This is a genomic window from Nocardia sp. FDAARGOS_372 (genome assembly GCF_002554515.1).
Taxonomy (GTDB): Bacteria; Actinomycetota; Actinomycetes; order Mycobacteriales; family Mycobacteriaceae; genus Nocardia; species Nocardia farcinica.
In genome coordinates this window covers 4,461,787-4,480,490 of sequence record NZ_PDDW01000001.1, presented here as the reverse complement: position 1 = coordinate 4,480,490, position 18,704 = coordinate 4,461,787, and the positions used below count along the sequence as shown (strand labels likewise).

Genomic DNA, 18,704 nt, shown 5'->3' with positions numbered 1-18,704 from the left:
GGGATCCCTTCTGGGTGGCGCGCGGTCTGCCCGCCATATTCTGCCTGGTTCCGCGCGGAAGGGAAGCGGGCGGGCCGGTGTCGGTGAAACGACGAGAGCGGCCCGGAAGATCCGGGCCGCTCTCAGCGGATGTCGGGCGGAGCCGCTCAGAACGCGGCTTCGTCGAGCTCCATGATGTCGTTGTCCAGGTTGGCCAGGATCGCGCGGGTGGCGGTCAGCTCGGGCAGGACGTTGCGGGCGAAGAACTGCGCGGTGGCGATCTTGCCGTGGTAGAAGGGCTCGTCGGAGCCGTTGTCCAGGGCGGCGATCGCGACCTCGGCGTGGCGCAGCAGCTGCCAGCCGATGAGCAGGTCGCCGACGGCGAGCAGGAAGCGCACCGAACCCAGGCCGACCTTGTAGAGCTCCTTCGGGTCCTGCTGGGCGCCCATCAGGTGGCCGGTGAGGGTGGCGGCCATGGCCTGCACGTCCTCGAGGGCGGTGGCGAGCAGCTTGCGCTCGGCCTTGAGGCGGCCGTTGCCGGACTCGGCGTCGATGAACTTCTGCACCTGCCCGGCCACGTGGGCCAGGGCGACGCCGCGGTCGCGGGCGATCTTGCGGAAGAAGAAGTCCTGCGCCTGGATCGCGGTGGTGCCCTCGTAGAGGCTGTCGATCTTGGCGTCGCGGATGTACTGCTCGATCGGGTAGTCCTGCAGGAAGCCGGAGCCACCGAAGGTCTGCAGCGATTCGGTCAGGTACTGGTAGGCGCGCTCGGAGCCGACGCCCTTGACGATCGGCAGCAGCAGATCGTTCACGCGCGCCGCCAGGTCGGCGTCGGCGCCGGAGACCTGCGCGGCCACATCGACGTCCTGGTGGGCGGCGGTGTAGAGGTACACCGCGCGCAGGCCCTCGGCGTAGGCCTTCTGCATGGCCAGGCTGCGCCGCACGTCGGGGTGGTGGGTGATGGTGACGCGCGGGGCGGCCTTGTCGGTCATCTGGGTCAGGTCGGCGCCCTGCACGCGGTTCTTGGCGTAGTCCAGCGCGTTCAGGTAGCCGGTCGACAGGGTCGCGATGGCCTTGGTGCCGACCATCATGCGGGCGTGCTCGATGACCTCGAACATCTGCGCGATGCCGTTGTGCACCTCGCCCACCAGCCAGCCCTTGGCGGGGACGCCGTGGCCGCCGAAGGTGACCTCACAGGTGGCCGAGACCTTCAGGCCCATCTTGTGCTCGACGTTGGTGACGAACACGCCGTTGCGCTCGCCCAGCTCACCGGTCTCCGGATCGAAGTGGAACTTCGGCACGAAGAACAGCGACAGGCCCTTGGTGCCCGGCCCGGCGCCCTCGGGGCGCGCCAGCACCAGGTGCATGATGTTCGGGAACAGGTCGTCGGAGTCGGCGGAGGTGATGAACCGCTTGACGCCCTCGATGTGCCAGGAGCCGTCCTCCTGCTTGATGGCCTTGGTGCGGCCCGCGCCCACGTCGGAGCCGGCATCGGGCTCGGTGAGCACCATGGTGGCGCCCCAGCCCTGCTCGACGGCGATCTTGGCCCACTTCTTCTGCTCTTCGGTGGCGTTGTTGTAGAAGATGTTGGCGAAGCCGGCGCCCGCGGCGTACATGAAGGCGGCGGGCTGCGCGCCCAGGATCAGCTCGGCGATGGCCCAGTAGGCGGTGCGGGGGAACTTGATGCCGCCCAGCTCCTCATCGACGGAGAACTTGTCCCAGCCGCCCTCTTCGAGGGTCTTGTAGCTCTTCTTGAACGACTCGGGCAGGGTCACCGAGTGAGTTTCGGGGTCGAAGACCGGGGGGTTGCGGTCGGCGTCGGCGAAGGACTCACCGAGCGGGCCCTCGGCCAGGCGACGCACTTCGTTGAGCATCTCCTTGACGGTGTCGGTGTCCAGGTCGCCGTAGGCGCCGCTGTCCAGGATGCTGCCCAGACCCAGGACCTCGAAGAGGTTGAACTCCAGGTCGCGGACGTTGCTCTTGTAGTGACCCATGTCTTGTACTCACTCTCCGTTGAGTTGGTGCGGTCGGTGTGGTGCCGTTCCCGCCCGTTGTCGCCACCGGCGAACCGGCTTTCCGCATGCTACTCGCGGGTAACTTTAACCGATATTACCGCCGGGTAATGCCCGCGCAAAAGTCCCCGGACGGCAATGTGATGTGAAAAACAGGCCGCTGACCGGGACGCGGATATCACCTGCACGCTGCGGTTACGGTGAGGTGTGCGCATCGAGACCAGTGCGGGTCCGGCCGAGGTCGAGCTGGACGTGCCGCCCGACCCCCGGTTCCTGCTGCTGCTCACGCACGGCTCAGGTGGCGGCGTGGACGCGAAAGACCTACTGGTGGTTAGGGATTCGGCGCTGGCGCTGGGTGGTGTCGTGGCCAGGGCGAGGCAGCCCTACCGGGTGGCCGGCCGGCGGGCGCCGGGAGCCGCGGACAAGCAGGACGCGGCCTGGCTGGAGATCGTGGCGGCTGTGCGTGCCCGGTATCCGCAGGGACCCCTGGTGCAGGGCGGGCGTAGCAACGGGGCGCGGGTGGCCTGCCGGACCGCCGTGGCGGCGGGGGCGCGCGGGGTGCTGGCGCTGTCGTTCCCGCTGCATCCGCCGGGCAAACCCGAGAAGACCCGGCGGGACGAGTTGCTGGCGGCCGCGCCGGTGGCGGTGGTCGTGGTGAACGGGGCCAACGACCCGTTCGGGGTGCCGGATGCCGCCGACGCCGCCGAGGTGCGGGTGATCCCGGGGCAGCCGCATTCGTTCCGCGGCGGATTCGACGTCATCGTCGCGACGGTGGAGCCGTGGTTGCGGCGGTGGTCCGGTCAGGACTGAGCGGGATCGCGACTCGCCACCACCAGCGCGTCGATGGCCTCGCCCGCCTCGGTCGGGCGCAGGACGCGGTCGGCGATCCTGATCCTGATGTCCGGTTCGTCGGCCAGGTCGGCGGCGATGTCGTCGGGGGTGAACAGGATCGCGGGGTCCTGCGGGCCGCCGTGACCGTCGGTGAGGTTGGTGCTGTCGTGGCCGAGCACCAGCAGGGTGCCCTCGGGCGCCAGCCGCCGGGCCGCCGCCCGCACGACCGCGCGCCGCTGCTGTTCGGGCAGGTGCAGGAACACCATCAGCACCAAGTCGAACGGGCCGCTGACGCCCGCCGCGTCGAGATCGGTGACGTCCGCGCACTGCCAGGTGATCCGGCTCCGCACCGAGCGCGACAGCCGGGTCGCCACCGTCCGCCCCTTGTCGATGCCGACCTGCGAGAAGTCGACCGCGTGCACCTCCCAGCCGTGGGTCGCCAGCCACAGCGCGTTGCGCCCCTCACCGCACGCGAGATCCAGCGCGCGCGGCAACCGGCCCTCGTCCTCCGCCGTCGTGCGCCGCTGCAGGCCGTAGACGTACTCCACCACCGTGTTGTTCGGCGGCGCACCCCAGACCAGTTCGCTCTGCGCGTACCGCTCGTCCCAGTCGGCCGCATCCATGCTGCGAGTGTATTGCGGCGGAGCCGACGGTCCGGTACCGCTGCCGGTGCCCTGTTCCCTGCGACGGAACCCGACACCGTCGACCGGATCGCGAAAAGCCCTGGGGCCGTGTAGAACCGCATGCGAAGTTCCAGATATCCGGCCGTGCTGACCTGCGGGAGCGGATGCGGCCTCTGGTGGCGACGGTGTGAGGAGGGGGTCGGGCATGGTGCGGATCGGTGTCAGCGGGCACATGAACATCACCGAGCCCACTGCGGTGAAGGTCTACGACGCGGTGCGGGCGTTGCTCGCCCAGCACGATCCGAACGAGGTGGTCGGGGTGTCGTGCCTGGCTCGCGGTGCCGACAGTGTGTTCGCGCGGGCGGTGCTCGACGTGGGCGGGCGACTCGAGGTGGTGTTGCCCTCGCGCAACTACCGGGCCGTCAAGGTGAAGCCGGATCACGCGGCGGAGTTCGACGCGTTGGTGGAGCGGGCCGCGCGGGTGCGGGTGATGGATTTCGACGACGCCGGGCGCGACGCCTACGAAGTCGCGAACGAGGCGGTGCTGGGGAGTGTGGACCGTCTGGTTGCCGTGTGGGACGGTGCCGCCGGACAGTCCGGTGGCACCGCCTCGGTGGTCGAGTCGGCGCGGGCGCGCGGCCTGCCGGTGGATGTGATCTGGCCGGAGGGCGCCGCTCGCGCCGCAGGCAAGAAGCAATAGCCCCTTACCGCCCGTCGAACTCCGGGAACCACTCCACCGGCGTCGTCTCCCGGACGAACACCAGCGCGTCGAACGCCTCGGCCGGCGAGGGGACCGTGATGTGTGCCTTCTCGTCCTCGGCCGGGTCGTAGACGCCGCTGATCACCCGCAGTTTCGCCGGACTCCGCAACCAGGCCCGCACCGGCTCGGGCGCCGAAGCCCTCAGGTCGAGAGCGAACGCGGGCAGGTCGACCGTCCCCAGAACGGCGTCCATCAGGTCGGGGCGCGGGGCAGGCGCGTGCGCGACGCCGAGGTCGCCGTGGTGAAACCCGATCGCCACGGACGCGTACTCCGCGCCGTGCCGGGCCCGTAGGTGGCTGCCCGCGCCCGCGAAGGCGGACGCGCCGACGCCGAGGGCGACGCCGCTGGTGTGCGCGATGCCGTCCCAGTAGGCGATCTTCGCGCCGGTGCGCTGCTGCCAGTCGTCGATGCGGTCGGCGGCGTCCCGCTCGTCGGCGGCGAATCCGGTCGCCGCGACGCTGGTGCGGTGGAACCGCAGGATGAGGCGCATCGCGGCGCGGGCGGTGTCGGTGCCGGGCGCGGTGGGCAGGCTTTCGACGATGGCCAGCGCGTCGGCGGCGTGCTCGGCGAACGGGCGGCCCGGGTGGATGCCCTGGTGTCGTTGGACGTGCTCGTCGATCCGGTGTGCGGTGCGGATCGGGGCGAGATGGGCTTCGACCTGCGGTGCCCGCTCGGGCGCCACGCGGCGCACGTGGTCGAGGACGAGGTCGTAGTCGGCGGGTTCGGCGGCGGGCGGCTCGACGCCGAAGACCGCGACCTGGTCGTCGGGATGCCGCTGGTTGAACGCGCGGATCCACGCCAACGTCGCCGCCATCTGGACGGTCCGCCACGGCCGCCACGCCCCGGCGAGCACGCCGCGCGGATCGCCCGCACCGGTGCGCACGTACCGGTCCAGGCGTTCGCCGGACCGCGCGCCGTCCTGCACGGCCAGCGCCCGGAATCCGTGCTCGGTGACCAGGGCCCGGAAGATGCGGTCCCTGATGCCGAATGTCTCGCGCGAGAACCGGGTGGATTCGCCCAGCCCCACGATGCGCGCCCGCCCGAGTCGCTCGACCAGCGCGGACAGGCCGGCGTCGGATTCCGTGACCGGTACGGCGGTGGCCCGCAGCCACTCGCGGACTGCGGGCTCGGCGACAACGGTGTTCATGGTTCCTCCCAGCGATCGAACGGTTCGCGCCCAGCCTCGAACATCAACTTTTGTTGAGGTCAAGACCTCGTCGCCGGGAGGACGGCGATCACAGCGTGGTGCGCATCAGCACGACGTTGTACTGGCTGTGCACGGTGGTGAGGAAGTACAGGTCACGGCCGGTCTGGTACGGGAAGATCGACGGCGCGTAGGCGGTCGGCAGCTCGCGGGTGTCGATGAGCACCTCCGGCGCGCTCCACGGCCCCTCCGGTGACGACGCGCGGCGCATGACCACCGAATTGAACGGGTCGGTGGTGAGCGAGATGTACTGGCCCAGATAGTCGTTGTACATCACCGAGAGTTCGCCGACGCCGTGCATGATCGGTGCGGCGGCGTTGACGTCGTTCTTGCGCCAGCCGTTGCCGTCCCAGTACTCGTACTCGCCGAGATTCTCGATGTGCTCCTCGCGCACGCGCGCCACGAACGCGGCGTTGTTGCGGCCGGAGCGGGTGCCGTATTCGTAGATGTAGCCGCCGCTCTTGAGGAAGGCGTTCATCTGGAAATTGGCGTTGCCGCCCTCGTTCGGCCTGCGGGTGTGCCCGAGATCGGCCCAGGTCTCGCCGTTGTCGGCGGATGCGGCCAGGCCGGAGAAGTTGGTGGTCCACTGGCCGACGGTGTCCCAGCTCTTCACCGACATCAGGCTCATGTACTGCACGCCGTTGACCGAGATGCCCGCGGTGGGAATGCGGCTGATCTCCACGAACGGGATCTTCGGGCTCGGAATGAGATCCCGCGCCTGCCCGAACACGTCGCGCACCACGCTGTCGAAATAGATGCCGTTGGCGGGGTTCTTGGTGTGGCTGCGCACCAGGATGTTGCTGCGCCACGCCCAGGTGCTGCCCGCCAGCAGATTCGGGAAGCCGACGCCCGCCGTGTCGCCGAAGGCCGTCAGCATCTCACCGTGCCCGTTGTCCCACATGATGCCCAGATCGGTGCCGAGCACGTTGTAGGCGTGGGTGTTGTTGGGGCTGGCCATGCCGGTCACCTGGAACACCGCCTTGGTGCGGCCGAGTAGGTTCGGTAGGCCGTTGGTGCCGTTGAGCACCGGGATCGGGTTGATCGCGTTTGGGTTTGCCGCGGCGGGGGTAGTCGCCGTGAGAAGCAAGGCCGTGGCACCCGCCAGTGACGACAGCAGGATCGAGGCGGTCTTCTTCAAGGTCAGTGGGCCCTCCGGTTCTCGCCGAATGGGCACGCGACACACAGCCCCCTCATGTGTCCCGAACCACAATCCGACTGGCTGGCAAATCGTCGGAAATGCTAGCAGTGAATCCCGCGAAATTGGGGTCTTGCGCTGTTCTTCTGGGAAAAGGGTCCCTATGCAGGGCATGCGCTGATGAAACCGCACAAGCCCGCGCCGCTCGGGATGCCTCTGACTACCGCTGGATATCCCAGCATCCGCTCGGCTAAGGCCGGTCGTGCCCTGCGATTGTGCTACGGGATGGCCTCTGCTGTAATCGGAATCGAAGTAACCGTCAAAGATGACGGTATTTCGCGAGCGGAGGAACAATGCTGCCAGCCGGAATGGACCCGCGGACGCCGGTGCTCGTCGGCGTCGGTCAGGTCGTGCACCGCAGCGGTGAACCGGGCCTGCCGGGCCCGGTGGAACTGGCCGCCGAAGCGCTGCGTCGCGCGGGCGCCGACAGCGGCGCGGGCGATCGGCTGGTGCGCGCGGCCGACGTGGTCGCCGCCGTCGCGCCGGTGAGCAAGCCCTACCCGGACCTGGCGGCGATGGTCGCCGGCGAACTCGGCGCGACGCCGAAACGCACGGCGCAGACCGCGCGTTTCGGCGGCGACGGCCCACAGCGGCTGGTCAACTGGGCCGCGCAGGCGATCGCCGACGGCCGCGCCGAGGTCGTGCTGATCGCGGGCGCGGAATCGGTAGCCGCCGCGAACGCCGCGAAACGCGCCGGGACCGTGCCGGACTGGCCGGACCAGCCCGCCGACGCCGCGCCGGACGAGGTGCTCGGCTCGGACAAGGGCCCGAACTCCGAGATGGAAACCGGGGCGGGACTGTGGGGGCCGATCTACTTCTACGCCCTGATGGAGAACGCCCTGCGTGGACGCCTCGGCCTGAGCGAGCCAGCCTACCTCGAGCGTATCGGCGGGCTGTGGTCACGATTCTCCGAGATCGCCGCCACCAACCCCTACGCCTGGCTGCCCGAACGGCACAGCGTGCGCGGCCTGATCACGGCCACCCCGGACAACCGCATGGTGACCAGCCCCTATCGAAAGCTGTTGGTCGCCAATCTCTCCGTCGACCAGGGCGCCGGGCTGATCCTGTGCAGTGCGGCGGCCGCCGATGCCGCGGGCGTGCCGCGTGAGCGCTGGGTCTTCCCGCACGGTGGCGCGACCGGCAACGAGGTGTGGTTCGTCAGCGAGCGCGCGGACATGGCCGCCTCGCCCGCCATCGCCGCGGTCGGCGCGCAGGCGTTGTCCGACGCGGGCGTGGGCATCGACGACATCGCCCACATCGACCTGTACTCCTGCTTCCCGATCGCCGTGCAGGTGGGCGCCGAAGCCCTCGGCCTGCCGCTCGACGACCCGAGCCGCCCGCTCTCGCTCACCGGCGGACTCACCTTCGGGGGCGGCCCGGGCAACAACTACACCACCCACGCCATCGCCGCCCTCGCCGAACGCCTTCGCGCCGAACCGGATTCGTTCGGTCTCGCGACCGCGCTCGGCTGGTACGCCACCAAACACGGCGTCGGCGTGTATTCCACCCGCCCGCCCGCGCGGCTGTTCCGCGCCGTCGAGGTGCCCACCCCCGACGCCCACCGCGCGACCGCGCCCGGCTACACCGGCCCCGCCACCGTCGAGTCCTATACCGTGCCCTACCGCAAGGGTCCGGCCCCCGAACGCGCCGACGAGCCCGAGGCCGTGGTGGTCAGCGCGCTGAACCCGGCCGGGGCCCGCACCCTGGTGCGGGTGAGCGACCCCGGGATCATCGCCGCGTTCACCGAAACCGACCCGCTCGGCGCGAAGATCGATATCGTCGCCGCGGACCGGATCACCCTGTCGGAAAGGACTGCCCGATGAGCGACACCCTGCGGGTCGAGCGCCGCGAGGCGGTCACCGTGCTCACCGTCGACCGTCCACGGGCGCGCAACGCCATCGACCTGGCGACCGCGCAGGCCATCGAGGCGGCCGTCGACGCCTTCGAAGCGGACGCCGACGCGCGTGTCCTCGTGCTCACCGGTTCGGGCGGAACATTCAGTGCTGGAATGGATCTCATCGCCGCGAGCAAGGGTGAGATGCCGATCACGCAACGGCGCGGCCCACTCGGCATCACCGCCGCGCCGCCGTCCAAACCGATGATCTCGGCCGTCGAAGGGTATGCGCTGGCGGGCGGTTTCGAACTCGCGCTGGCCGGGGATCTCATCGTCGCCGCTCGCGACGCCCAGTTCGGGCTGCCCGAGGTCCGGCGCGGCCTGGTCGCCGCCGCCGGTGGCGTGCTGCGGTTGACCCAGCGGCTGCCCCGGCCGATCGCGGCGGAACTGGCGCTCACCGGCGGGCGGATCGGTGCCGAGCGGCTGTGTCAGCTCGGGATGGTCAACCGGATCACCGAACCCGGTGAAGCGTTGGCGACAGCGCTCACGCTGGCCGCCGAGATCGCTTCCGCCGCACCACTGGCGGTGGCGGCGAGCAAGCGGATCATCGACGAATCGCCGGACTGGTCGTCGGGCGAGGCGTTCGCCAAGCAGGGCGAGGTGGCGTTGCCCGCGCTGGTGTCGAAGGACGCCGCCGAGGGCGCGCTCGCGTTCGCCGAGAAGCGCGAACCCCGCTGGCAGGGACGCTGATCCGGTGCCCGAGACGCAGGCGCGGCGCCGGGCGCGCACCCGCGCGCGGCTGCTGGACGCGGCCGTGGCGAGCCTGGTCGAGGTCGGCTACGCGGGCACCACCACCCTCGAGGTGCAGAACCGCGCCGGCGTGCCGCGCGGCACCCTGCAACACCACTTCCCGACCAAGCCCGCCCTGCTCGCGGGCGTGGTGGAGCATCTGGCCGAACGCCGATTCGAGCAGCTGAGTACCGAATTCGCGCAGATTCCGCCCGGCTGCGACCGTCTCGCGGCGGCGGTGGAACTGACCATGGGCATGCTCTCGGGGCCGTCGTTCCTCGCCACCCTGGAATGCTGGGTCGGCGCGCGCACCGACCCGGACCTGCGTGCCGCGTTCCTGCCCCTGGAACAGCGCCTGCTCGAGCAGATGCACATCCGCGTGCGCGATCTGTTCCGCGCCGAATTCCCCGACGATCCCCGCGTCCCCACGATCACCGAGTTCACCATCGAGATCATGACCGGCCTGACGATGCGCGCCCTGCTCACCGGTCACGTCGAGCAGAACCGCCTGCTGCGTGACCGCTGGGTGAACGCCGTGCGCATCCTGCTCGGCGGAGCACCCGCCGACACCCTGCTGGATGCGGGCGGTCAGCTCGGGCTGGGGTCGAACTGTTCGAGCAGGACTCGGGCGCAGGCGTCCGGGTCGTCGTAGAACGGGGTGTGGCCGCTGCCGAAGAGGGTCCGATGGCGGGCGGTGGGCAGCGCGAGGCGGGCGCGGCGGCTCTGGGTGGCGTAGGTGAGCAACACGTCGCGGTTGCCCCAGGCGATGGTGACGGGAATGTCTGCCAGGGCGCCGATCTCGCCGAATGCCACGTCGGTGAACGAGGCAAGTGCCTCGCGGAAGCCGGGGGCGTCGGCCGCGCCCTGCGCGGTGTCCATCGCGGTCTGCCGATCCAGCGCCCACGGTCGGCCGAAGACCAGGTACAGGAAGGCGGTGCGTCCGGCGGCGGTGCCGAGCAGTCGCGGCATCACCGGTTTCAGCACGCGCGCGAGGACCACCGAGTTCCCGAGCGTCTGCTGGCACCAGATGCGGCCGGGGGTGTCCCAGAACCCGATGGGGGAGTAGGCGGTGACCGATCGGGCCAGCCCGCGCGCGCCGAGCCGTAGCGTGATGTACCCGCCCATCGAATTGCCGGCCAGGTGCGGTCGCTCGATGCCCTCGGCCGCCAGGAACTCGGCGAGCGCGTCGGTGAGGGTGTCCACGGTGGTGCGCGGCAGGGGCGCGGAGGCGCCGAAGCCGGGCAGATCCACCGCGATCACCTCGAACCGCTCGGCCAGCAGCGGGATGATCGGCTCCCAGACCTGCCACCGGCTGCCGATCCCGTGCACCAGCACCAGTGGTTCGCCGCTGCCCGTCCGAAAGTGGTTCACGCTCGTCATATCCGTCCCCAGACTCGTTGTTGGCGCTGTGCCAACGCTAGCAGCCGGGTGCTCGGCGGAGGGCTCGTCTCGGTGGGCCGATCACGAGTACGATAAAAGGTATGGCAACGCGTAAGGTCACCCTCTCGTTGGACGAGGCCGCCTGGTCGTTCGCCGAACAGGCGGCGGCACGGGCGGGCATGTCCCCCTCGGCGTGGATCTCCAAGGCCGCCAGGCGGGAGGCGGTGCGCACCGGCGTCGGCCCGCTGCCCGAGCCCGCCACCATCGCTGCGGCGGCCGCGGCCGACGAAGCGGAACTGGCCGCCGCCGAGGAGGCGATGCGTGCGCAGGGGTGAGCTCTGGAGCTATCACCCGCACGGGTCCACACGGCAGCGCACCGTCGTGCTCATCAGCAGCGACGGCATCAACGAATCCGCCCGGCAATGGTTGATCGCGGCCGAGGTCCTCGACGACGACCCGCAGGACATCCTCGCCGTCGCGGTACCCGATCGTGGCTGGGTGCACGCCGGCAACATCGGCCGGATCTATCGGGGCTGGCTGGCCGAGCGCATCGACGACATGGACGCCGAGGTGCTGGAACGACTCGACACCGCCCTCCGTGCGGCGATGGACCTCTGACCACCGGCGGTCACATCGCCACCTCGACCTCCACCGCCGCCGTCGACCCGTCGGCGAGCCCTTCGGCGGTCCGCACCGCCTTCTTCACCGGCAGCACATAGGTTCCCCGGCCCTTGTCCGGGAACAGCGAGGTGGACCACCGGCTGCCCCCGATGCGCACGCGCACCTTCACCGCGCCGAACCCGGTGGTCCGATGGCCGTACTTCTCCTCGATCTCATCGGCCACCTCCTCCGGCACGCTCAGGAAATGCCACGCCCCCGCCCCCTCGTGCTCCCACACCCGCGCCGTGAACGAATACACCCCGCGACGGTAACCGCTCCCACCGACAGGAGTCAGCGGGCCAGGGGATGCCGCCCCGGTTGCTCGGGTGGACTCACTCGACCCCGTCACGCGCGACATATCGACCAGTACTGCTCGGCCAGATCGTCCGGATCGGCCACCGGCAGTTCGGCGCCCGTCGACGCACGGCCGCTTCGGCGATCACTTTCGACATGAGTCTTTCCCTTCCCACTCGTGCGCGGGTATCGCCGCCGACCGCCTGGATGCCGTCCGCAAGGTGCTCGACCGGGTGGGCGACACCTGGAGCCTGCTGGTGCTCGCCGTCCTCGCGGACAACCCGTTGCGCTACAGCGACCTGGCCCGTGCCACTTCGCGCGTGTCACCCGGCGGGTATGCCCTCGCCCGTACGACACCGCCCGTATTCGGATCGCGGTGCGCGGAACCGGTGAACCCGCCGCCGTTGCCGGTCATCGTTGGCGGATGACATCCATCGAAGCGACAACCACGTCCGATGCCGAGTTGGACGAGATCTTCCAGCCGATCTTCCGGCGCATCGCCGAGGGGGCGGTGGCGCGCGAGGTCGATCGGCGGCTGGCGTACGAGGAGGTCGACCTGCTCCGGCAGGCCCGGTTCGGGGCGCTGCGGGTGCCGGTCGAGTCCGGCGGCTACGGCGCGAGCGTGCGGCAGCTGTTCCGGCTGCTGATCGACCTCGCGGCGGCGGAATCGAATCTGCCGCAGGCGCTGCGGGTGCACTTCTCCTTCGTGGAGGACCAACTGCTGGCCGAGCCGGGCCCGCAGCGCGAGCGTTGGTTGCGCGCGGTCGCCGACGGCACGCTGGTCGGCAACGCCATCACCGAGCCGGGCGTGGGCGCGGTGGACCGCTACCGCACGACGCTGACCCGCGCCGGCGACCGCTGGCTGCTCAACGGCACCAAGTACTACAGCACCGGCTCGCTCTACGCCGACCACATCCTGGTCGCCGCCGACCGTGACGGCGAACGGGTGAGCGTGCTGGTGGACGCCGACGCCGACGGGGTACGCCAGCACGACGACTGGGACGGTTTCGGCCAGCGCCTCACCGCGAGCGGCACCACCGAGTTCACCGACGTCGTGGTGCCGGAGGATCGCGTGCTCGGCCCCGGCTACGGCGCTCCCGGACCCACCTACGCCACCGGCTACCTGCAGCTCGTGCAGCTGGCCGTGCTGGCGGGCATCGCCGCCAGGGCCGAGGCCGACGCCCGGGACTGGGTCGCCCGCCGCACCCGCGGCTACACCCACTCCGCCGCCGACCTGCCCCGCCACGACCCGCTCGTGCAGCAGGTGATCGGCAGACTGTCCGCCGCCGCGTTCACCGCCCGCGCCACGGTGCTGGCCGTCGCGGACCGTCTCGACACGGTGCTGGTCGCGGGCGCGCGCGACGAGAACGACCTGGTGTCGGTCGAATTGGCCGCGGCACAAGCACAATTGGGTGTGATCGACGTGGTGCTGCCCGCCACCGGCCTGCTGTTCGAGGTCGGCGGCGCCTCCATCGTCGCCGAGGAACTGCGGCTGGACCGGCACTGGCGCAACGCGCGCACCATCTCCGTGCACAACCCGGCGATCCAGAAGGCGCGTGCCATCGGCGACCACCTGCTCAACGGCGCCGACCTGCCCTTCGCGTGGAGCGCGGGCGAACGCAAGCCCGCCTGATCGGAGGGCGCCGCCTGGTCAGAGAGCGTCGCCTGGTCAGAGAGCGTCGAGGAACACCCGTGCGACAGCCTCCAGCCCGTCCCGGTCGACGGTGTCGAACCGGCCGGGCCGGGGGCTGTCCAGGTCGAGCACGCCGATGACGGTGTCGCCGCGCACCAGCGGCACGACGATCTCCGAGCGCGAGTCCGCATCGCAGGCGATGTGGCCGGGAAAGGCGTGCACATCCGGCACGAGCTGGGTGGTGCGCGTCGCCGCCGCCGTACCGCACACGCCCTTGCCGAACGCGATCCGCACACACGCGGGCTTGCCCTGGAACGGCCCGACCACCAGCTCGTCACCCGCGGCGAAATAGAAACCGGCCCAATTCACTTCGGGCAGACTGTGATAGATCAGCGCCGACAGGTTCGCGGCATTCGCGACCCGGTCGGGTTCCCCCGCGATCAGGGCCGCTGCCTGCGCGACGAGCCTGCGATAATCCTCGACCCGGTCTCCGGTCGGTTCCGCCACGGTGAACGACATGCCCGGATGGTAGATGCCCGGCACGCACCCCACGACCATAGCTGTCGCACTGATCGTAATCGGTGCACGACCTCAGGACGGGTGCGGTTTCACCGCTTCGACGAGGGTGCGCGTGGCGTGGGCGATGAACGGGCCATCCCGCTCGATCCTGTCGTGGAGTTGCCGCAGCCTATCGCGGTGCGCCTCGACGGTGAATCCCGGCACGATCCAGATCACCTTGCGTAGGAAGTAGATCACCGCGCCGACATCGTCGAACTGCATCCGTAGCCGTTCGGTGCGTTGCTCGACGATGCGCAGCCCGGCCGCCCGGGCCGCCGCGGCCTCGTCGTCGGGATGGCGTGCCCGGCGAGCTTCCGGTTGTGGTCCGAGAAAGAACTCCACCAGCTCGAACACGCTCGCCGGTCCGACGTGCTGAGCGAAGTAGGTCCCACCCGGACGGAGGACGCGATGGATTTCCGCCCATCTGATCGTGGCCGGGTGACGGCTGACGACCAGGTCGAACGCGGCATCGGCGAACGGCAGCGGAGCCGCGCCGGAGTCGGCGACGACCACCACACCGCGCGGATGCAGCAGCGCGGTTGCCTTCGCGACGTTCGGCGGCCACGATTCGGTAGCGACCATCGTGGGTGGAAAGGCTCCGACTCCCGCGAGGACCTCACCGCCGCCCGTCTGGATATCCAAGGCCGCCGTGGCCGCTTTCAGTCGAGCACCGAGCAACCGCTGATACCCCCAGGACGGCCGCGCCTCGGTGGCCCGGCCGGCGAGCCAGGAGAAGTCCCAGCCCTCGACCGGCGCCGCCTCCGCCTCCGTGACCAAGTCCTCGAAATTCCTCATACCGTCGCACTCTGCCTGCACCGTCACGATTGATCGAGCCCTTTTCTGCCCACCGGATTCGCCCACCGACGGTGACCGGTCCAGGCGAGGAAATGCGTCGGCGCTTCGACCGGGCCGAGGCAGAAGACGTGACTGGCACTCGAGCGTCAGAAGCGCGCCGCACCCGTGCCAGATCTCCCAACGGGCAGCGGCGAGGTCGGCGATCGGGCTGCGCCCTGCCTCGTCGGTGGTGCGGTCCAGAGCGAGAATTTCGCTGAGTCTCAGCAGGGGCATCATCCTTCATCGATGTCGGTTCGCGGTGCGAGCGAACGGTATGTTCACCGGCGATCGGTCAGCAACCGGTTTTCCCGCACTTTGCCGCGCAGGCCGTGGTCGGCCGGCCGTGGTGGCAGACGGGGAGCAGACGGCCTGTCGCGGGGCGGCGGGCAAGCCGGGCCGGGATGGTAGGACCTGGCGCGCCGCCCCCGCGACCATAGGTTCTCGTTGATCGCAATACTCCGATCGCGGCGGCGCGCATCGCACCATCCCTGCATGACATCCACGAATCCCGTTTCCCGTTCCACCCGTAAGGCGGCGGTGATCGGTGCCGGCCAGACCGGCGTCACCGCGGCGCTGGGCCTCCTCGACGCAGGATTCGAGGTGACCCTCTACAGTGAGCGCGATCAGCGCGCGCTGCGCGACGACGTGCCCGCCACCGGCACGGCGCTCGAATTCGGTGAGACCCAGCAGGCCGAGGCCGCGCTCGGCCTCGACACCTACACCGCCCGCGCGCCCCGGCACACCGGATTGAGCGTCCGTATCGCCGGGCCTGGGCCCGAGCGGCCCGAACTCATCCAATTCGACGGGCATTTCGACGGTTACGTCGGCGTCGCGGTGGACACCCGGCTCAAGGCCGACGAGCGGCTGACGGCCTTCCAGGAGCGCGGCGGCCGCTTCGTCGTCGAACAGGTGACGCTGGAGACCATCGACAAGATCGCGGCCGACGCCGATCTCACCCTGGTGGCCACCGGCCGCGGCGGGCTGTCGGAACTGTTCCCGATCGACGAGTCCCGCACCGTCTACGACGCACCGCAGCGCTCACTGCTCACGGTCACCGTGACCGGTCTCGGCCACGACGAGCACGTCTTCGCCCACCGCAGCAAGGCGGGTGGTGCGCACAGCGGCTTCTCGATCCTGGCCGACCAGGGCGAGGGCTGGTGGGGCCCCTACCTGCACAAGGACGCGGGCCCGAGTTGGGCGTTCCTGGGCTGGGCGCGGCCGGGTAGCGAGTGGGAGCAGCGGTTCGCGACGGCCGATTCGGCGGAGTCGGCCCTCGGGGTGGTGCGTGAGCTCTACCGCGACTACATCGACTGGGATCTGCCCGAGGTGCTGGCCGCCCGCACCATTGCGGAGGACCCGCATTCGTGGTTGAAGGGCGCGGTCCGCCCGGTGGTGCGGGTCGGTGTTGGCCGCACCGCGCAGGGGCACGCGGTCGCCGCCCTTGGCGACACCGCGGTGGCCTACGACCCGATCGCCGGGCAGGGCGCGCAGAGCGGGCTCATCCAGGCGCAGCGGCTGGTCGCGGCGGCGGCCGTGCATGACGGCCCGTTCGACGAGCAGTGGCTGCGTGACCGCTACACCGAGTTCCTGACCGCTCGCAGCGACGCCGCGAGCAAGGTGACCAGGCTGTTCCTCAGCGACCCGGAGTTCGGCGAGATCGGCAACAAGTTCTTCGCCGCCGCGGCCGTCGAGCCGCGCTTCGCCTCGGCGCTGGTGGGTCTGCTGCACCGTCCGCAACCGTTCCTCGGGATCGATTCCGCCGAGGCCGCCGACGCCTACATCACCCAGGTGACCGGCGTCGAGGCCGGCGAACTGCTGGCCCGATTCGCTCCCGCGGGCCGGTTCACCCGGTCGGCCTTGGCGGACGCGCTCGCCACGAGCTGAGCCCGACGGGCGCCCGCCGCGCAGCGGGCGCCCGATCGGATCGCATGGATTCAAACCCTCCCTTCTCCTCGCCGTCGCGTGTTGCATGACCGACGACGAGTTGTCACCCGAACCAACGGAGCGACCATGACCACCGAGCGGATCGCCGATCAGCTGAAATTCGCCTACTGGGTGCCCAATGTCAGCGGCGGCCTGGTGACCAGCGATATCGAGCAGCGCACCAGCTGGGATTTCGAATACAACAAGAAGCTGGCCCGCACCGCCGAGAACAACGGATTCGACTACGCGCTCTCCCAGGTCCGCTACACCGCCTCCTACGGCGCGGAATACCAGCACGAGTCGACCTCGTTCAGCCTCGCCCTGCTGGGGGCCACCGAGCGGTTGAAGGTCATCGCGGCCGTGCATCCCGGGCTGTGGCATCCGGCGGTGCTGGCGAAGTTCGGGGCGACCGCCGACCATCTGTCCAACGGCCGCTTCGCCATCAACGTCGTTTCCGGCTGGTTCGCGGGCGAATTCACCGCACTCGGCGAGCCGTGGCTCGAACACGACGAACGGTACCGGCGCAGCGCCGAATTCCTCGAGGTGATCCGCAAGATCTGGACCGAGGACAACGTGAACTACGGCGGCGACTTCTACCGCATCCGCGATTTCACCCTCAAGCCCAAGCCGCTGCACACCCCCGAACGCCCCAATCCCGAACTGTTCCAAGGCGGCAACTCCACCGCCGCCCGCCGCAACGGCGGCCGCTACGCCGACTGGTACTTCTCCAACGGCAAGGATTTCGACGGCGTCACCGAACAACTCGACGACCTGCGCGCCGTCGCCCGTGCCCACGACCGCGAGGTGAAATTCGGCCTCAACGGCTTCATCATCGCCCGCGACACCGAGAAGGAAGCCCACGACACCCTGCGTGAGATCATCGAGAAGGCGAACAAGCCCGCCGTGGAGGGTTTCCGGGACGCCGTGCAGCAGGCCGGCCCCGCCACCCGCGACGGCAAGGGCATGTGGGCCGACTCCACCTTCGACGACCTCGTGCAGTACAACGACGGCTTCCGCACCAAGCTCATCGGCACCCCGGAACAGGTCGCCGAACGCATCGTCGCCTACCGCGACCTCGGCGTCGACCTGATCCTCGCCGGATTCCTGCACTTCCAGGAGGAAGTGGAGTACTTCGGCGAAAAGGTCCTCCCGCTGGTGCGCGAACTGGAAGCCGCCCGCGAACCCGCCGCCGCCCGCGCGTGAAAGAAGCTGCGTCGTGACCGTTTCCGTCGTCGTCGGCAATCCCAGACCGGCCTCCCGCACCCTGACCGCCGCGACCAGGCTCGCCGAAGGGCTGGCGCCCGGCGGCGAACCCCGGGTGTTCGACCTCGTCGCACTCGCCCCCAAGCTGCTGACCTGGGGAGACGAGGAGGTCGCGGCGGCGGTGCGGGCGGTCGCCGAATCCGACCTGGTGGTGTTCGCCAGCCCCACCTTCAAAGCGACCTACACCGGGTTGCTGAAACTGTTCCTCGATCAGTTCGCCGGCGGGACGGGATTGGCCGGTGTGCTCGCGGTCCCGTTGATGCTCGGCGGCAGCCCGGCCCACTCGCTGGCACCGGTGGTACATCTCGAGCCGGTGCTGGTGGAATTGGGCGCGACGACGGCTCTGCCCGGTCTTTATCTGTCCGACAGCACATTCGGCGACGACGGAGTGCTGGAGACGTATGTGGAGCGCTGGCGCCCGGTGGTGACGACACTGACCGAAGCGAGGGTTCCGCACCCGACCCGATGACGCGCCCGCAAGTCCACAGCGGATTCGTGGAACCGCGCGGAGCTCGCATGCGTCCAACCTCATGTTCGACCAATTCCGGTCCACGAGGGGGAGCAACATGGGAAAGGCGAGATGGGTGGTGCCCCCGGACCCGCAGCGCGGCCCTGATCCGGTCGTTCACGTCAAGCAGACCCCGCAGTTCGTCAACCAGCCCGACGGCACGGTGCGCGCCTACTATCCCGGCGACGACTGGTTTGTGGTCGGCAGTGACCGGCAGGATGCGATCAGGCTGCTGCATGCGGAGTTCGATCGGCGAATGAACGATCCGGAGTATGTGGCGCAGCACTGGGAGCGCACCAAGCGGCATCGTGACGGACTCGAGAGCACCCCGGGTTTCGAGGTGAACGAGATCGGTGCGGGTGAGTATGAGCGTCGGATCGCCGAGGCCGGTGAGCAACTGCGCCGACCCGACCCCGAGATCTGA

Annotated in this window: 21 protein-coding genes; 13 read left to right on the top strand and 8 right to left on the bottom strand. The window is 69.9% G+C overall.

Features of this window, described 5'->3' with window-relative positions; all coding sequences use genetic code 11:
• Positions 1-146: 146 nt before the first annotated feature.
• A complete protein-coding gene (locus CRM89_RS21125; protein WP_060594024.1) occupies positions 147-1,973 on the bottom strand; it encodes an acyl-CoA dehydrogenase in 1,827 nt (608 codons plus the stop codon).
• Positions 1,974-2,198: 225 nt separating this feature from the next.
• Here CRM89_RS21125 and CRM89_RS21120 point away from each other — a divergent pair, with 225 nt between their 5' ends.
• A complete protein-coding gene (locus CRM89_RS21120) occupies positions 2,199-2,801 on the top strand; it encodes an alpha/beta family hydrolase (RefSeq protein ID WP_098085790.1) in 603 nt (200 codons plus the stop codon).
• On the opposite strand, the gene CRM89_RS21115 is transcribed toward CRM89_RS21120, so the two are convergent.
• A complete protein-coding gene (locus CRM89_RS21115; protein ID WP_098085787.1) occupies positions 2,792-3,445 on the bottom strand; it encodes a bifunctional 2-polyprenyl-6-hydroxyphenol methylase/3-demethylubiquinol 3-O-methyltransferase UbiG in 654 nt (217 codons plus the stop codon). The genes CRM89_RS21120 and CRM89_RS21115 overlap by 10 nt on opposite strands.
• A gap of 205 nt (positions 3,446-3,650) precedes the next feature.
• Between CRM89_RS21115 and CRM89_RS21110 the strand changes: the two genes are divergently transcribed.
• Positions 3,651-4,145, top strand: a complete 495-nt coding sequence (locus CRM89_RS21110; protein WP_098085785.1) for a hypothetical protein — start codon at positions 3,651-3,653, stop codon at positions 4,143-4,145.
• Positions 4,146-4,149: 4 nt separating this feature from the next.
• Here CRM89_RS21110 and CRM89_RS21105 read toward each other — a convergent pair whose 3' ends face one another.
• Together CRM89_RS21105 and CRM89_RS21100 are read right to left on the bottom strand one after the other, a co-directional pair.
• A complete protein-coding gene (locus tag CRM89_RS21105; RefSeq protein ID WP_098085783.1) occupies positions 4,150-5,352 on the bottom strand; it encodes an erythromycin esterase family protein in 1,203 nt (400 codons plus the stop codon).
• Positions 5,353-5,440: 88 nt separating this feature from the next.
• Entirely contained in the window at positions 5,441-6,547 is a 1,107-nt protein-coding gene (locus tag CRM89_RS21100) for a DUF4185 domain-containing protein (protein WP_060594029.1), read from the bottom strand.
• Between the two features lie 350 nt (positions 6,548-6,897).
• Between CRM89_RS21100 and CRM89_RS21095 the strand changes: the two genes are divergently transcribed.
• From CRM89_RS21095 to CRM89_RS21085, 3 genes are read left to right on the top strand one after another with little or no spacing between them, the layout of a single operon-like run.
• Positions 6,898-8,427 (top strand): acetyl-CoA acetyltransferase, encoded by a 1,530-nt coding sequence (locus tag CRM89_RS21095; RefSeq protein ID WP_098085780.1) that lies wholly within the window; start codon positions 6,898-6,900, stop codon positions 8,425-8,427.
• The gene (locus CRM89_RS21090) at positions 8,424-9,188 is read left to right on the top strand and encodes a crotonase/enoyl-CoA hydratase family protein (protein WP_098085777.1); all 765 of its coding nucleotides are present in this window, start codon (positions 8,424-8,426) and stop codon (positions 9,186-9,188) included. Before CRM89_RS21095 ends, CRM89_RS21090 begins: the two co-directional genes overlap by 4 nt.
• A 4-nt stretch (positions 9,189-9,192) precedes the next feature.
• On the top strand, positions 9,193-9,879 hold the full coding sequence (locus tag CRM89_RS21085) for a TetR/AcrR family transcriptional regulator (RefSeq protein WP_060594032.1): 687 nt from the start codon (positions 9,193-9,195) through the stop codon (positions 9,877-9,879).
• Here CRM89_RS21085 and CRM89_RS21080 read toward each other — a convergent pair.
• Entirely contained in the window at positions 9,816-10,607 is a 792-nt protein-coding gene (locus CRM89_RS21080; RefSeq protein ID WP_098085774.1) for an alpha/beta fold hydrolase, read from the bottom strand. The two genes, CRM89_RS21085 and CRM89_RS21080, sit on opposite strands and share 64 nt — an antisense overlap.
• Before the next feature lie 101 nt (positions 10,608-10,708).
• Between CRM89_RS21080 and CRM89_RS21075 the strand changes: the two genes are divergently transcribed.
• Together CRM89_RS21075 and CRM89_RS21070 are read left to right on the top strand one after the other, a co-directional pair.
• Positions 10,709-10,942 (top strand): hypothetical protein, encoded by a 234-nt coding sequence (locus tag CRM89_RS21075; RefSeq protein WP_011211975.1) that lies wholly within the window; start codon positions 10,709-10,711, stop codon positions 10,940-10,942.
• Positions 10,929-11,225 (top strand): hypothetical protein, encoded by a 297-nt coding sequence (locus tag CRM89_RS21070; RefSeq protein ID WP_011211974.1) that lies wholly within the window; start codon positions 10,929-10,931, stop codon positions 11,223-11,225. The genes CRM89_RS21075 and CRM89_RS21070 overlap by 14 nt, the downstream gene beginning before the upstream one ends.
• Positions 11,226-11,235: 10 nt before the next feature.
• Here CRM89_RS21070 and CRM89_RS21065 read toward each other — a convergent pair whose 3' ends face one another.
• The gene (locus tag CRM89_RS21065; RefSeq protein WP_098085771.1) at positions 11,236-11,526 is read right to left on the bottom strand and encodes a DUF1905 domain-containing protein; all 291 of its coding nucleotides are present in this window, start codon (positions 11,524-11,526) and stop codon (positions 11,236-11,238) included.
• 268 nt (positions 11,527-11,794) lie between these two features.
• Here CRM89_RS21065 and CRM89_RS31410 point away from each other — a divergent pair, with 268 nt between their 5' ends.
• Together CRM89_RS31410 and CRM89_RS21055 are read left to right on the top strand one after the other, a co-directional pair.
• Complete coding sequence (locus CRM89_RS31410; RefSeq protein WP_195039574.1) at positions 11,795-11,989, top strand: hypothetical protein; 195 nt, start codon at positions 11,795-11,797, stop codon at positions 11,987-11,989.
• Positions 11,986-13,194, top strand: a complete 1,209-nt coding sequence (locus CRM89_RS21055; protein ID WP_098085768.1) for an acyl-CoA dehydrogenase family protein — start codon at positions 11,986-11,988, stop codon at positions 13,192-13,194. The genes CRM89_RS31410 and CRM89_RS21055 overlap by 4 nt, the downstream gene beginning before the upstream one ends.
• 36 nt (positions 13,195-13,230) lie before the next feature.
• On the opposite strand, the gene CRM89_RS21050 is transcribed toward CRM89_RS21055, so the two are convergent.
• Together CRM89_RS21050 and CRM89_RS21045 are read right to left on the bottom strand one after the other, a co-directional pair.
• Positions 13,231-13,713 carry a GAF domain-containing protein gene (locus CRM89_RS21050; protein WP_098087072.1) on the bottom strand — a complete coding sequence of 161 codons (483 nt, stop codon included), beginning with the start codon at positions 13,711-13,713 and terminating at the stop codon, positions 13,231-13,233.
• A 72-nt stretch (positions 13,714-13,785) separates the two neighbouring features.
• Positions 13,786-14,547: a class I SAM-dependent methyltransferase gene (locus CRM89_RS21045; RefSeq protein ID WP_098085765.1), complete on the bottom strand. Its 762-nt coding sequence runs from the start codon at positions 14,545-14,547 to the stop codon at positions 13,786-13,788.
• A gap of 531 nt (positions 14,548-15,078) precedes the next feature.
• On the opposite strand from CRM89_RS21045, the gene CRM89_RS21040 reads away from it, so the two are divergent.
• The 4 genes from CRM89_RS21040 to CRM89_RS21025 all read left to right on the top strand — a co-directional run bounded on the left by CRM89_RS21040 (position 15,079) and on the right by CRM89_RS21025 (position 18,704).
• Positions 15,079-16,470, top strand: coding sequence for a styrene monooxygenase/indole monooxygenase family protein (locus CRM89_RS21040; protein ID WP_098085763.1), 1,392 nt, complete (start codon positions 15,079-15,081; stop codon positions 16,468-16,470).
• Positions 16,471-16,596: 126 nt separating this feature from the next.
• Positions 16,597-17,712: a dimethylsulfone monooxygenase SfnG gene (sfnG, locus tag CRM89_RS21035; protein ID WP_098085760.1), complete on the top strand. Its 1,116-nt coding sequence runs from the start codon at positions 16,597-16,599 to the stop codon at positions 17,710-17,712.
• 13 nt (positions 17,713-17,725) lie between these two features.
• The gene (locus tag CRM89_RS21030; RefSeq protein ID WP_098085757.1) at positions 17,726-18,241 is read left to right on the top strand and encodes an NADPH-dependent FMN reductase; all 516 of its coding nucleotides are present in this window, start codon (positions 17,726-17,728) and stop codon (positions 18,239-18,241) included.
• Positions 18,242-18,356: 115 nt separating this feature from the next.
• Positions 18,357-18,704 carry a hypothetical protein gene (locus CRM89_RS21025; RefSeq protein WP_127516277.1) on the top strand — a complete coding sequence of 116 codons (348 nt, stop codon included), beginning with the start codon at positions 18,357-18,359 and terminating at the stop codon, positions 18,702-18,704.

Coding starts and splice junctions, on each gene's coding strand:
- CRM89_RS21125 (WP_060594024.1), bottom strand. CDS start 1,973: ATGGGTCACTACAAGAGCAACGTCCGCGACCTGGAGTTCAACCTCTTC.
- CRM89_RS21115 (WP_098085787.1), bottom strand. CDS start 3,445: ATGGATGCGGCCGACTGGGACGAGCGGTACGCGCAGAGCGAACTGGTC.
- CRM89_RS21110 (WP_098085785.1), top strand. CDS start 3,651: ATGGTGCGGATCGGTGTCAGCGGGCACATGAACATCACCGAGCCCACT.
- CRM89_RS21105 (WP_098085783.1), bottom strand. CDS start 5,352: ATGAACACCGTTGTCGCCGAGCCCGCAGTCCGCGAGTGGCTGCGGGCC.
- CRM89_RS21095 (WP_098085780.1), top strand. CDS start 6,898: ATGCTGCCAGCCGGAATGGACCCGCGGACGCCGGTGCTCGTCGGCGTC.
- CRM89_RS21090 (WP_098085777.1), top strand. CDS start 8,424: ATGAGCGACACCCTGCGGGTCGAGCGCCGCGAGGCGGTCACCGTGCTC.
- CRM89_RS21080 (WP_098085774.1), bottom strand. CDS start 10,607: ATGACGAGCGTGAACCACTTTCGGACGGGCAGCGGCGAACCACTGGTG.
- CRM89_RS21075 (WP_011211975.1), top strand. CDS start 10,709: ATGGCAACGCGTAAGGTCACCCTCTCGTTGGACGAGGCCGCCTGGTCG.
- CRM89_RS21055 (WP_098085768.1), top strand. CDS start 11,986: ATGACATCCATCGAAGCGACAACCACGTCCGATGCCGAGTTGGACGAG.
- CRM89_RS21050 (WP_098087072.1), bottom strand. CDS start 13,713: ATGTCGTTCACCGTGGCGGAACCGACCGGAGACCGGGTCGAGGATTAT.
- CRM89_RS21045 (WP_098085765.1), bottom strand. CDS start 14,547: ATGAGGAATTTCGAGGACTTGGTCACGGAGGCGGAGGCGGCGCCGGTC.
- CRM89_RS21040 (WP_098085763.1), top strand. CDS start 15,079: ATGACATCCACGAATCCCGTTTCCCGTTCCACCCGTAAGGCGGCGGTG.
- sfnG (WP_098085760.1), top strand. CDS start 16,597: ATGACCACCGAGCGGATCGCCGATCAGCTGAAATTCGCCTACTGGGTG.